Annotated in this window: 5 protein-coding genes; 4 read left to right on the top strand and 1 reads right to left on the bottom strand. The window is 70.6% G+C overall.

Annotated elements, in window-relative coordinates:
- Positions 1–1131, top strand: a complete 1131-nt coding sequence (locus ABT129_RS35190) for a hypothetical protein (protein ID WP_351909818.1) — start codon at positions 1–3, stop codon at positions 1129–1131.
- A gap of 123 nt (positions 1132–1254) precedes the next feature.
- Positions 1255–2622, top strand: a complete 1368-nt coding sequence (locus tag ABT129_RS35185; RefSeq protein WP_351909816.1) for a pyridoxal phosphate-dependent decarboxylase family protein — start codon at positions 1255–1257, stop codon at positions 2620–2622.
- A gap of 88 nt (positions 2623–2710) precedes the next feature.
- On the opposite strand, the gene ABT129_RS35180 is transcribed toward ABT129_RS35185, so the two are convergent.
- Positions 2711–6217, bottom strand: a complete 3507-nt coding sequence (locus ABT129_RS35180; RefSeq protein ID WP_351909814.1) for a DNRLRE domain-containing protein — start codon at positions 6215–6217, stop codon at positions 2711–2713.
- 567 nt (positions 6218–6784) lie between these two features.
- On the opposite strand from ABT129_RS35180, the gene ABT129_RS35175 reads away from it, so the two are divergent.
- Both ABT129_RS35175 and ABT129_RS35170 read left to right on the top strand, forming a co-directional pair.
- Positions 6785–13987 (top strand): RHS repeat-associated core domain-containing protein, encoded by a 7203-nt coding sequence (locus tag ABT129_RS35175; protein WP_351909812.1) that lies wholly within the window; start codon positions 6785–6787, stop codon positions 13985–13987.
- Positions 13987–14388, top strand: coding sequence for a DUF6188 family protein (locus ABT129_RS35170; RefSeq protein ID WP_351909810.1), 402 nt, complete (start codon positions 13987–13989; stop codon positions 14386–14388). The genes ABT129_RS35175 and ABT129_RS35170 overlap by 1 nt, the downstream gene beginning before the upstream one ends.
- The last annotated feature ends 141 nt before the right edge of the window (positions 14389–14529 follow it).

The raw sequence follows: 14529 nt of genomic DNA, 5'->3' as shown, positions 1-14529 counted from the left end.
TTGTCCGTTCACGCTCGGCTCCGTGCCGCCGTCCCCGCTCCCATGCCCTCGACGCAGGCCGGTCCGCCGGAGGTCGCGGGGCTGCCAGGGCGCAGGATGCTCGTCCAGCGGAGCGACGACGAGGTCGTGGCCCAGCCCCTGGACGACGCCTTCGTCGTACGCGCCGGGGCGGGCGTTCGTTTCCCCGCGCCGTGGCCCCGCAGTCTCGGAACGTGGGAAGTGGCGCCGGACGCGAGCCTGGCCGTCTTCGCCGGGGTCCACGCCGTGCGCGCGGTGGATCCGTCGGGTGCGACGCGCTGGGAGGTCCGCCACGGCTGCTGGTACGGCGCGTGCCGTGAGATGCACGAGTCGTACGACGAGTACGCGGACCGGCAGGACCACCGGTACCCCGAGAGCGGCTCGGTCGGTTTCTCGGCGGACGGCGGGCTCGTCTGGGCCCACGTACGCGGCCCGTTGTCCGAGGGCGAGCTGAGCCCCGACACGGCCGACGAGTGGCTGGTCATCGACGCCGGGGACGGTCGTGTGCTCGGGCGGGCCGACGCCGAAGCCGCAGCGGCCGGCAGCCTTCACCTCCCCCACCCGACCGACCCTCATCAGATGGGGCTGAGCATCGGCGAGGGACAGGACGGCGCACCGCTGCGCTGGGGCCGCTGGGACGGGAAGGAGCTGGCCGTGTACTGCCTGGACGGCGATCTGTGCCTGCTGGGGCTCAGCCCCTCGGGCGACCGGCTCATGACCGTCTCCCACGACCAGGACTCCCTCGCCGTACGGGACTCCCGCGGCGCCGTGGTCGAGGCGCTGGACTGGAACGCCGAAGCGGCGATCCCCCGGCACTCCGAAGCTCCCACCGACACCGACGCGAGCGAGGACGGACTCGACGTCTGCTGGGACTGGGCCGGCGGCTTCCTCGACGAGACGACGCTCGTCGCCTCGACCGTCGAGTCCGACGAGGAGTGGGGGCAGGGCCGACACTGGCTGGTCGACACCACGGGAAGGCACGGCTTCGTGCCGGTCGACTACCCGTCGCCGGTCTCCGGCGAGCCGACCGCGCTCGGAGGCGGTGTCTGGTCGACGCTGTCCGAGACGCGTGACGTCCTGCACGTCTGGGGTCTCCCCGGACTGGAGGGCTGATCCCAGCAGGTCCTTCGGGGCACGGCGGCAGCCGGAACGCGTCCGGGTCCTCCCTCCGGATCTCGCCAGTGACCGACCCCGGCCGGTTTGCGGGACGACGGCGACGGTCGCATAGTCCGAGGTATGGACCCGCGTGAGGCGGCGCTCCGACGGGCGTACGACCATGCTGTCCGGTGGCTGGCGAGCCTGCCCGGCCGCCGCGTTCCCGCCCGCGCCTCGGTCGACGAGATCGTGAGCGCGCTCGGTGCCGAACTGCCTGCCGGCCCCAGCCCTCCCGCCGACGTCGTCGACCTCCTTGCCACGGCCTGTGACCCGGGGCTCACCGCCTTCCCCAGCGGCCGCTTCTACGGGTTCGTGGTGGGCGGCACCGAGCCGGCCGCGCTGGCTGCCGACTGGCTGGTCAGCGCCTGGGACCAGAATGGTGTGATGCGGACCGTCTCGCCCGCGTACGCGGCGGCGGAGGAGATCGCCGGCGCATGGTCGCTCGATCTGCTCGGCCTGCCGAGGGACAGCTCCGTGGGCTTCACCACGGGCGCGACGATGGCGAACTTCACGTGCCTCGCCGCCGGGCGGGACGCGGTACTGCGGCGCGCCGGCTGGAACGTCGCCCGCGACGGCCTCACGGGCGGCCCGCGCGTGCGTGTCATCGCCGGCGCGTCCCGGCACATGGCCATCGACCTGGCCCTGCGCTACCTCGGGCTCGGTCGGCCCGACCTGGTGGCGGCGGACGGTCAAGGACGCATCGAGCCCGAGGCCCTGCGCGAGGCGCTGGCGGCCGGCGGACGGATCCCCACGATCGTCGTCCTCCAGGCCGGCGACATCCATTCCGGCGCCTTCGATCCCTTCGCCACGAGCATCCGCGCGGCGCGCGGGGCCGACGCCTGGGTCCATGTCGACGGCGCGTTCGGACTGTGGGCAGCCGCCTCGCCACGCCGTGCCCACCTGACGGCGGGCTGCGCGGACGCGGACTCCTGGGCGACGGACGCCCACAAGACGCTGAACGTGCCCTACGACTGCGGACTCGCGATCGTGCGCGACGGGTCCGCGCTCCGGGCGGCGATGGGCGAGCGGGGCGACTACCTCATCCAGCACGAGCACGGCGACCCCATCGACAAGGTCCCCGAACTCTCGCGGCGTGGCCGGGCGTTCACCGTGTGGGCCGCCCTCAGGTCCCTCGGCCGGTCAGGCGTCTCCGACCTCGTCGAGCGGCTGTGCCGCCACGCCTCCGTGTTCGCCGCCGGCATCGCCGAGATCGACGGCGCCACCGTGCTCAACGAGGTCGCGTTCACACAGGTCTGCGCCGACTTCGGCAGCGACGGACGCACCGAGCGGGTACTCGCCCGGCTGCTCGACGACGGCACGGCGTGGATCAGCGGCTCCACCTGGCACGGCAGACGCGTCATGCGGATCTCGGTGAGCAACTGGTCGACCACCGAAGACGACGTGACCCGCACACTCGACGCGATCCGGCGCGCGGCGACCGGGACCTGACGCCCGTCGGACCGCCCGTGCGGCGCACGCGAAAGGAGCGCCCCGCCCGGTAGCCCGGGCGGGGCGCTCCTCCGTCACGCCGCCGACGTCAGCCGATGGCCTGCTTGTTCTTCCAGCCGACCCCGTCGCTGTTGCCGAGGATCTGGACCCCGGCGTGGCGCATCTCGCCCCGCGTGCCGGCGTAGAAGCGCACCGTGCCGTCGACTCGGATCGTCCAGATGTCGGGGATGTTGTCCCCGTTCACATCGGGAGTGCCGAGGAGCAGCCGGATGCTGCTGGAGTTCCAGCCGGACGCGCCGTAGACCAGGTCGACGCCACCCGCCGAAGCGGCCGCGGAGGCCAGCGAGGCGAGGTCCACACCGCCGCCGGCGGCGGGCTTGCCCGAACGGAGGTGCAGCTGGGAGGTCGCGTCGCTGCGGTAGAGCAGGTCGGTCACCCCGTCGCCGGTGATGTCCATGACGGACACGATGTCCTTGTCGGTCCACACCGACGTGGAAACCTTGACCGCCTTGTCGACCATCGCGCCGTTGTATCCGAGGAGCGCCCACAGGTCCGCGCCCACCGTCACGAAGAAGTCGGGCTTGCCGTCCCCCGTGGCGTCCCCGGCGGAGACGACCTGGGTGTACGTCGTGGGATCGGGCGCACCCTCCGGAAGGAGGATCTGCTGGCGCTTGTCGATGTTGACCGCCCCGTAGCCGTCGCCCGGGTACACCCACAGCTTCCCCTCGACCCGTGCGACGAGGTCCTGGAGACCGTCCCCGGCGTAGAAGTCGCCCTGGTGGGTGAGGAGGGCGCCGGTCCAGTAGCCCGAGGGCGCGCCCACGTACATCGGCAGGTCGTCGGTGCCGTTCGGGTCCCTGGCCGGGTTGCCCCGGTAGGCGCCGGACATGGAGGCCGCGATGTCGCCGGTGCCCTTGGTCAGGTCGGTGAGCTGGGCCTCCGCCGGGTACATGCGGAGCTTGCCGTTGCCGTCGACGATGAACATGTCGGGGAGGTCGTCACCGGTGAAGTCACCCGGCTCGTCGGCCTTGTCACGCGGGGTGACGTAGAAGAGGTACTTCGCGGGGTCGGACCGGTGCCCCGCGCCGTCCAGGGCCCAGACGTAGAGCACGTTGGGTCCGGCCAGCGGAGGCTTGACGGCGCTGAGCACGGTCTCGGTCGAGACCGGCGCGCCGGCGGTGCGGGCCACCGAGCCCTGCACCGCGCCCTGGTTGAAGCCGTACTCGTACTTCACGACGTCCGTCTGGGCCGCCTTGAACGTGAACGACCCTGCCGTGCCGAACTTCACCGTGCTCCAGACCGAGTCGGCCGGGTCGTTCCAGAATCCGTTGTCGTTGGCGTCACCGTCGGGGAACTGCGACGACTTCACCGTCGGGGCCGTCGGCCGCGAGTTGTCGAAGACGAACCGACAGGGGACCTTGGCGGGTGAGTAGGACGAGCTGGAGCCGAACTTGTCGACGGACTTGGCCCGCCAGGAGTACGTCTCACCGTTGACCAGCTTCAGGCCGGTGCTGCCGGTCTGGAAGGGACCGGCGTAGACGCGGGCCGAAGCGGTGCTGCCGCCCACGGACTTCCTGCCGCCGGAGCCCAGCAGGTTGGGGCCGGTGGCACCGAGTTTGCTGCGCCACAGTTCGAAGTTGACCGAGGACAGGTTGCCGTCCTTGTCCTTGGCGTTGCCCCAGAGCGTCAACTGGGAGGCGCCGAGGCTGATGTACGGGTACGAAGTGTCGCAGCTCAGGTCGGGGTCGAGGTCCAGGCCGGTCGGCGCGTCCGGGGGCCGGTTGTAGTGCAGGTCCACATACGGGTCGTGGCCGCCGTTGGCCTGGAACTTCTTCCAGGAGAACTGGGAGTCCTCGTCGGTCGCGCGGAAGCCGAGCGTCATCGTCGGCCAGCCGCCGTTCACGGCCTTCTGCGCCGTGGACTTCACGTCGAAGGCCACGTAGTCGTCCCGGCAGCCGGTCTTGTAGCCGTGGGCGAAGCTGTCCCGGCCGATCCGGTTGCCGTCGTTCATGGACGGCGCGTTCTTCCAGGTGGTCCGGGAACTGATGGTGCCGGTGAGGTGCACCGACATGCTGCGCTTGTTGCACGACCAGGAGTACGTGTTGAGGGCGCGCAGCACGGCCTTCTCGACCTTCGCGCCCTTGAGGTCCGGGTCCCAGTCGATGGTGAAGAACGAACGGGAGGTCCCCCAGGTGTCGGACTCGAAGCCGACGCGGGCCTCGTGCGTGCCGCCCTTGTTGAAGTTCTTGCCGTTGTAGAAGTTGGCGTTCGGGTGCCGGCTGTACGCGGTCGTCCAGTCATTGGTGTGCTTGCTGACCGAGGGGTCGACGAAGACCGGGTAGACCGTGCTCGCGTCGGCCAGGAACTCCTGGTCCGGGATGAGGACCCAGTTGCCGCCGTCCAGGTGCGTCTCGACCAGCGTGCCGTGCGAATCCGGCTGGGGCCCGTTGAGCGAGGGCAGCGAGAGCGTCGCCGCGGCGCCGGTCTGCGAGGGCTCGGGCGTCGGCTCGGCCGGTACGGGCGGCACCGTCGCCGCGGTCTCGGTCGCGGACGGGTCGGGCGCTTCGTCGGAGGCGCCGGGCAGGGCCTCGTTGAAGGGGTCGCCCGCGTCGTCGTCGGTCATCGCGTCCGACGGCTCGGGGGTGGGCGTCCCCGGTTCCTCCCCCGGGTCCGGCGTGGCAATTCCGGAGGGGGAGTCGGAGGGCAGCACCTCGGCAGGAGCCGTGGCATCGCTGCCCGTCCCTCCGTCGGTGGACGCGGGCTTGCCCGCGCTGTCCCACATCAGCGGGGTGGGGGACTCGGCGATGTCCTCGCCGCCCTCGTCCTGCGCGGCGACGATGCCGGTCACCGGATCCAGCTCGAAGCTCAGCGTCGTGGAGGACAGCCCGTACGCCAGCCGGGCGACCCGCGGATCGGCGGCGGCGGTCCGGGTCTTGACCACGAGCAGTTGGGCGAAGCCGTTGTCGTCGGCCGTCAGGACCAGGTCCGCGCCCGGCAGGATCTCCGGGTACAGAGCCCGCGGCCCGTCGATGATCGGCGCGGGTATCGCCTCGGGCCAGGTGAGGACGATGGAGTGGCCGTTGATGTCGATGGTGGCGAGCGTGTTCCCGGTACCCGGCGTGATGCCCTTGCCGGGCAGGAGCGAGACCCGCTCCACGGAGCGCGAGGCCCGCTGCGCCCCCGCGCCCCCGCTGCCGTCGGAGAACACCATGGCGGTGTTCGTCGCCTTGGGGGACCAGCCGCCCTCGACCCGCTTCAGATCGGTGTCGATGGACGTCCAGACCCCGCCGGCCTTCGCCCGCACCGGGGCCGAATGGATGCGTCGCATCAGCGACCCGTCCGGCTTGGCCCAGGTGGTGGAGTACGCCGTCCGCATCCCGGTCGCTTCGACGGGCTTCCCGGCCTTCGCGGCACGTACGGCGGCCTGCGCCTCGGTCAGCGGAACCGGCTGACCGGCGCCGGGCGGCCTGGCCGCATCCGTACCGTCGCTGCGTCCGTCGAGTCCGACATAGGTCAGCCCCGAGGCCAGTACGGCGGCGGTCGCGACGGCCGCGAGCGCCCGACGTCCGCGCACGCCGCGCCATCTGCTCGTCATGAGCACGGTTTCCCTTCCCCCCACGCCTGGCACGCGCATGGCGCTGCGCCAGACCCCCTTGAGCGATGCGAGCAGATCATGGCTCACGGGTTGGTTCGCGTCACCCGCCGACGGGCGTGGGGGCGAACGGCGGGGCGACCCGGTCAGGACCGGCCGGCCGGGTTCCGTCGTCGCTGTTCGGCACGGCGTGCACCCGCGCCAGCAGGGCGAAACAGGCACACGGGGCGCCAAACCACCTGATTCAGCCGGGAGTTCGACGAGCGATTGGGGCCGAGGACAACCCCTTCGCCCGCTTCATCGAGATGTGACCGGAAAATGAGACCACACTGGTCAATCTGCCTTTACTGCGGATTACATCCCTCTCAAAACCTTGATGACACTATGGCCACGTGATCGTTCTCACTTGATCACCTTTACGCTGGTCCTACGTGAGTGGCCCTGCGCACAATCGCGCTGTTTTCTGCCTGGGACACCTGTGCCATCTGCACCGGACCCGTTCTCAGTAGTCCGGGGGGACTCACCGTGCCACCTCATCCGTCCGTACGCCGACGCCTGCGCGCAATCGGGGTGCCATTCGGCGCCCTCCTGCTCGCGCTCGTCCTCCCGGCGACGGCGCTCGCGCAACCACCCAATCCGGCCAAGGCCGAAGTCCCGCGTGACGAACTGGTCCTGGAGGGGCTGCCCGCCGGACGGTTCGTCCCGGCCAAGGACGGCAACTCCGGACTGCAGCGCATCGGCAGCGCGCCGCCCACGCCCCAGACCGAGGTGCCACCCGGTACGGCCACTCCGCCACCGGCAGCCACGGGCACGGTGTCCTTCACCACCCCCGTGCAGCCGGCGTCGTACGGCACGGGCGCCACAACGGCTGTGCCGCAGGCCGGTCTTGAGCCCGTGGGCTCTCTGCCGGTCAAGCTCGGCCAGGCCCCCGGCGCGGCGGCCCCCACCGGTACCTGGAACGTGACGGTCAAGGACCGCACCGACCCGCTCGCGGCCGGCGTCGACGGCGCACTGCTCACCGTCGACGCACCCGCGTCCGGCTCCGTGCCGGTCTCGGTCCAGCTGGACTACAAGGCGTACCAGAACTTCTACGGCGCCGACTGGGCCTCCCGGCTGCGCTTCGTCCAGTACCCCGAGTGCTTCCTGACCACCCCTGAGGTGGAGGCGTGCCGGACGTACGAGGAACTCGAGACGGTCAACGACACCGCCACCAAGGCGATCACGGCCACGGTCGACACGGCGGCGGACGGCACCGTGACCCCCGCGGTCGCCCCGACTCCGGCCCAGTCCGCGGCGAACGGGATCATGCGGGCCGCCTACGTCAGGCCCGCCGCGACCTCCGTCGCCACGGGGGGCGACCGGGCGGTCGTCGGCGCGGTGGACTCCGGAGCGGGCGAGGGCGGCTCCTTCAAGGCCACTCCGCTCATCTCCAACGGCCAGTGGGCAGCGGGCAGTTCCTCGGGCGCCTTCTCGTGGTCGTACCCGATCACCGTCCCGCCGACACCGGCCGGCCCCGCGCCGAAGATCGCACTGAGCTACAACTCCCAGGCGGTCGACGGCAGGACGGCCACCTCCGCCCCGCAGGCGTCCTGGGTCGGTGAGGGCTGGGACTACGACCCCGGCCACATCCAGCGCCGCTACCGAACCTGCAAGGAGGACACCAAGGCCGTCGGCGGCAAGACGCCCAACAACGCGGCGAAGGCGGACCAGACCTCCGACCTGTGCTGGGTGTCGTACAACGCGGTGATGTCGCTCGGTGGCCAGACCGTCGAGCTGGTCCAGGAGAGCTCCGGCTCCGACCTCTACCGTCCGAAGAACGACGACGGTACGCGCGTGCGGCTCCGCTCGGGCGGGACCAACCTCGACGACAACGGTGAGTACTGGGAGGTCACCACCACCGACGGCACCCGGTACTTCTACGGTCTGAACAAGATCGGCGGTGGCCACGCCGACACCGACTCGGTGTTCACGGTCCCCGTCTTCGGCAACCACCCCGGCGAGCCATGCCACGCGGCCACGTTCGCCGCATCCCGCTGCAACACCAGCACCACCAAGCAGCAGGCCTGGCACTGGGGCCTGGACAAGGTCATCGACGTCCACGGCAACGTGATGATCGTCAACTGGCACCGGTCGACGAACTACTACGCGGTCGACGAGAAGACCGAGACCCCCGAGAAGTACACCCGAGGCGGCCTGCCCGACTCCATCGAATACGGCCTGCGCGAGGACAACCTGGGCGGCACGCCCACCGCCAAGGTGGACTTCTACCTCTCCCAGCGCTGCCTCGCCGGGAGCACGGTCTGTGACGCCGGCAACTTCGACAAGACCGGCGACCCGGCCGCCTACCGTCCGTGGTGGGACAGCCCCGGCAACCTGAACTGCAAGGCGGACAACAAGCGCTGCCCGATGTTCCCGTCCTTCTGGAACCGGCTGCGCCTCGGCAAGATCGACACCTACGGCCACCGCCCCGGCACCACGGGCCTGCAGAAGGTGGACTCGTACGTCCTGAACCACTCCTTCCCCAGGGACTGGTACGACACCTCGCCCGGCCTGTGGCTCAACTCGGTCACCCGCTACGGCTACACCCCCGGAGCCACCACCGGCACCCTGCTCACCAAGTCGGGCGTCAGCTTCAAGGAGTACGTGGTCGACGCGAACGACCCGCTCCGGCACCTCAAGGACCAGCAACTGCCCAACCTCGTCCCCCGTCAGGTGGGCGACGCCCGCCCCGGCTTCAAGCGGCCCCGCATCGGCGTGGTCTCCACGGAGCACGGCGGTGACATCGAGGTCGTCTACACCGGCGGATGCAAGGTCCAGCCGACCGTGGCCCCGGAGGACAACCGCGGCACCTGCTACCCGGTCCGCTGGTCGCCCGACGGCGAGGAGAAGCTGCCCAAGCTCGCCTGGTTCAACAAGTACGTCGTCGCCAAGGTGATCGAGACCGACCGGATCACCGGAGTCTCGAAGCAGGTGGTCACGCAGTACAAGTACGACAACGCCGCCTGGGGCAAGAGCGACGACGAGTTCACCAAGCCGGACCTGCGCACGTACAGCGAATGGCGTGGCTACCAACAGGTGACCACCATCAAGGGCGGCGAGACCAAGAGCGTCAAGAGCACCGACCCCGAGACCCAGTCGTACGCCGTCACCCGCTACTTCCGGGGTGCGGGCGGCGCGGTCAAGGACTCCACGGGCAAGGTCACCCTGGTCGCGGACGACCAGGACCAGTACGCCGGCATGGCGGCCGAGGCCATCACCTACAGCGGAGCGGGCGGGCGCGTCCTCAACCGCACCCTGACCATGCCCTGGTCGGTCCAGACCGCCTCACGCGCGCGGGACGGCGGCGCGGGCGCCCTGCTCGCCCACCGGTCGGGCGTCAAGCAGGTCGACACGATCCAGACGGTCGGCTCGAGCTGGCAGGGAGTACGGACCCAGACCGAGGTCGACCCGACCTACGGGCTGCCCGTCCAGACGCAGACCGCCGTGGTCAAGCCGAACGGCACCGGTGAGACGCTCAGCGACTACAACTGCACCAGGACCGAGTACGCGCACAACACCTCGGCCGGCCTCATCGGCCTGGCCAAGTGGATCCGTACGGTGGCCACCTCCTGCGCCGACTACGCCACGGCCGACCCCGCAACCCAGCTCATCAGCGCCACACGCGTCACGTTCGACGGCCTGGCCTACGGTGCGACGCCGCTCAAGGGCCTGACGACGGGCACCTGGGACACCAACGGCGAGGGCACCTCGCACGCGGTCGTCACCACCATGGAGTACGACCCGCTGGGCCGCATCCGGAAGGTCACCAAGCCGCTGCTGGGGACGACCGAGACCCAGTACACCCCGGGTGACACCGGCGGCCCCGTCACCTCGATCAAGACCATCAACCCCAAGGGCCACTCCAACACGACCACCTTCGACCCGGCACGCGGCCTGCCGATGACCGCCACCGACCCCAACGGCCGCACGGCACGCAACGAGTACGACGCGTTCGGCAGGCTGGTCAAGGGCTGGTCCCCGGCCCGTTCCACGGGCACCCAGACACCGGACGTGCAGATCTCCTACCAGATGGCCGACGCGTCCTCGTCCGTGACCAGGCCCTCCGCCGTCACCTCGCAGACGATCAAGGACGACGGGACCTACGCCAAGCAGGTCACGATCTACGACGGCCTGATGCGCCCGGTGCAGACCCAGTCCGAGGCGCACGGCCCGGGCAGGATCGTCACCGACACCCGGTACAACGACCACGGCAGGGCCTGGGAGCAGACCAGCGGCTACCTCGCCCAGGGCGAGCCGTCGGTCTCCCTCTTCAAGCGCAAGTCGGACAGTCTCGTCCCCAGCCTGACCAGGACGTTCTTCGACGGCCTCGAACGTCCGGTGCGGGTGGCCACCTACCACGGCATGACGTTCCTCAACAACGCCACGATGGCGTACGGCGACACCTCCGTCTACATCCGTCCGGCGGGCGTCAGCGACCCCGCCACCAGGTCCTACACGGACGCCCTCGGCAGGGTCACCAGGATCCAGCACTACACGGACACCGGCTCGGCCAAGTACCGCACGACGACGTACGAGTACGACGCCCGGGGCAACCGCGTGAAGGTGACCGACCCGGCGGGCAACGCCTGGTCGTACCGGTACGACGCCCGTCGCCGCCTCGTCGCCGCCACCGACCCCGACACCGGCGACACGTCGATGGCCTACGACGCCGCGGACCGCCCGATCTCCGTCACCGACGTCCGGGGCACGGTCTACACGTCCTACGACGGGCTGAGCCGCGTCAGCGCGGTCCGCGAGGGCTCCGAGACGGCGTCCCCCACCAAGTCGTACACCTACGACACCCTCCCGGGCGGACTGGGCCTGCCGGCCTCGGCGACCCGGCACGACGCGAGCGGCGCCTACGTCAGCCGCATCACCGGCTACGACATCGGCTACCGGCCGACCGGCAGCGAGACCGTCGTCCCGGCGAACAGCATGACCACGGGCGTCTCCGGTACGTACGCGTACTCCTACACGTACACGCCGACCGGCAAGCCCCTGACGATCACGCTCCCCGCCAAGGGCGGCCTGGCCGCGGAGAAGGTCGTCACCCGTTACACCGAGGACGGCCTGCCCGAGTCCACGTCGGGCGCCACCTGGTACACGTCGGACGTCACGTACTCGCCGTACGGCGAGGCGATGCGCACGGTCAGCGGCCCGCAGCCGTACCGGGTGTGGACGACCAACTTCCTCCACGACAACACGGGCCAGCTGCGGCGCACGGTCGTGGACCGGGAGACCGCCGACTCGCACCGGGTCAGCGACACCCGGTACTCCTACGACTACGCCGGCAGGATCACCTCGATCGGCGGCAAGCTGACCGACGGCGCCACCTCCACCAACGACAACCAGTGCTTCACCTATGACGCGATGGGCCAGCTCGCCCACGCGTGGACGTCCAGCCTCACGAACGCGGCGGGCGGCGCGTCGTGCCAGAGCCCGGGCGGCTGGTCCTGGGGATACCGCTCCGACGGCAAGGCCGCGCGCGGCCCGGTCGCCGAGGCGGCCGACGCGGTCAGCGACACGACCACCCCCGACGCCGCGTACAGCGACTCGCTGAAGAACGCGGGTCCGGTGTCCGGCACGGTCTCCGGTGGCACGACCGGGTACTGGGACAGTTACGTCCACGACGTCATCGGCAACCGCGTCGGGCTGACCGTCCACAACCCGGCGGACCCCACCAAGGACGAGACCCGCACGTACGGCTACGGCGTCACGGTCCCGGGGAACGGCACCGAGCCGCCCGTCCGGACCAAGCCGCACGCGATGGCGTACGTGTCCTCGACGGTGAGCGCCAACGGAAGCACGTACACGTACGACGGCGTCGGCAACACGACCGTCCGGGATCTGCCGAGCACCAACCAGGGGCTGGAGTGGACGAGGGAGAACCACCTCGCCACCATGACGGACGACGGCGTCACGACGAAGTACGTGTACGACGCGGCCGGCAACCGCCTGCTGGAGAACAGCCCTTCGGGCAGCGTCCTCCACCTGGGCGAGACGGAGCTGACGACGTCGGCGACGGGCGTGATCACCCGGGCCACCCGGACGTACACGCACACCGGCGCCCCGACGGTGCAGCGCTCCACCACCAACGGCGCGACGACCGGTCACAAGCTGGACGTCCTCGTCAACGACCACCTGGGGACGTCGAACACCGTCATCGCGATGGCCGCCAACCAGGCCGTCGCCCGGCGGGCCTTCAAGCCGTACGGTGAGATCCGCGGCACCAAGACGGCGTGGCCGAACAAGCGTACGTACCTGGGCGTCGGCATCGACGACGCGTCGGGCCTGACCCACATCGGGGCCCGTGAGTACGACCAGACGGCGGGACGCTTCGTCTCGGCCGACCCGGTCATCGACATCGGCGACCCGCTCCAGATGAACGGGTACGCATACAGCAACAACAGCCCGATCAGCTCCTCGGACCCGTCCGGTCTGTTCTGCGACGGCTGCAGCGCGGGCGGCGCGGACACCGTATGGACCCCGGACCACGGCCCGGGCTGCACCACGGAAGGCTGCTACGACACCGACGGCGAATACCTCTACGACGTCTACACGCCGCCGGCCCCGAAGAACCAGGCGCCGGCCAAGACCGTATCGATCACCAAGGACGCCGACGGGACGGTCTACATCGAGAAGATGCGGGTGCCGTCGGCTGCCGAGCTGCAGGCCCGGTTCCCCGCGACCAAGACGTACGAGGACCGTCTCAAGCAGTGGGCCCAGGGGAAGTGCTACGACCCCGCGGACCAGGGCAGCTCCTTCTGCGAGGCCGCCGAGGGCATGGGCCTGGTCTCGTACGAGCAGTCGGCGTCCCAGAAGGTCGTCACCGCCATCATCGTCGGTGTCGTCGCACCGGACACCGAGGCCTGGGCGGGCTGCTTCGGCGAGGGAAAGCTGTCCGCCTGCGGATCAGCCGCGCTCGACATACCGATAGCCAAGGCCATCAAGGGGCTCAAGGTCACCTACAAGGTGGTCGACAAGATCGACGACATCAAGGGCGTCAAGTCCGTCGACGACGTCGCCGAGACCGTGATCACGTGTTCCACGAACAGCTTCCTGCCCGGCACGCTCGTCCTGATGGGCGACGGCGGCACGAAGCCCATCGAGGAGCTCGAAGCCGGCGACCGGGTGGTGTCGACGGACCCGGAGACCGGCAGGACCACGATCGAGACGGTCACGGCACCACTCGTGGACACCGGCGAGAAGCACCTCGTCCGGATCACCATCGACACCGACGGCGCCTCCGGCGACGGGACGGCACGGATCACGGCCACGGACGGCCATCCGATCTGGGTGCCTTCGCTGGGCGAGTGGCTCGACGCCACGGGCCTGATCGCGGGCCAGACGCTGTCCAGCGGCACCGGCACCGTGCGCATCGTGGCGGTCGACCGCCACACCGAGCGCGCCACCGTGCACAACCTCACGGTCACCGGCCCGCACACCTACTATGTGGTCGCCGGCGGCACGGCCGTCCTCGTCCACAACAGCAACCCGTGCAAGTTGCTCTCGCGTCCGAACGCGATCGCCAAGGCGACGGGGTACACCGCCAAGGAGATCAAGGAAGCGATCCACCGCGTGAAGGCACAGGGCGCCTGGCGCGGGATCGGCGGCAACCGGAACCCGGACATGCTCGTCGACCCGGAGAGCGGCGATGTGATGCCGCAGATGCCCAACGGCGATCCCGGCGACGTCATCGGCAACATCTACGACCACCTGAAGGAGAAGGACTGATGGAGGAAGTGGAGGACCGCTGGATCCTCGGTCTTCAGGGCACTGCCGTGACCGCCGTCGCGCTGGACGCGGAGCGCCCCGGGGTGGCCGTGACTCTGGCGGACGGGACCGAGATCACGGTGGACGGCACCTGGCTCCTCACCCAGGGCGCGGCCGCCGCGCCCGGGGCGAGCCCGCTGCCGGCCCAGGCACTGGAGGGGGCGATCGGCTCGGCCGTGGCCTCCGCGGTGGCCTTCAAGACGGGCGGACTGCGGGTCGTCTTCCGGACGGGGCTCCATCTGACCGTCCGGCCCCGGGACACGTCCGGGACCGAGGCGAGCGTCCGCAAGCCCGGTGCGTTCGACTGGACGTCACGGGACGGCGACTGCGTCATGCGGCTCACGGACCTCGACGCCCGATAGCGGACACGGCACTCGACCGAAGCCGTAGCCCAGGCCAGGGGCGGCGCCCCCCCCCGGTACCAAAGGAAGGGGGGCCCCCCCTTGGCCCGCCCGCCCGCCCCCGCCCCCCCCCCCCGGGGGGTGCCCCCGGGGCGACCGGCC

Source organism: Streptomyces sp. NPDC002057, assembly GCF_040296665.1.
Taxonomy (GTDB): domain Bacteria; phylum Actinomycetota; class Actinomycetes; order Streptomycetales; family Streptomycetaceae; genus Streptomyces.
This window is presented reverse-complemented; position numbering and strand designations above follow the sequence as displayed.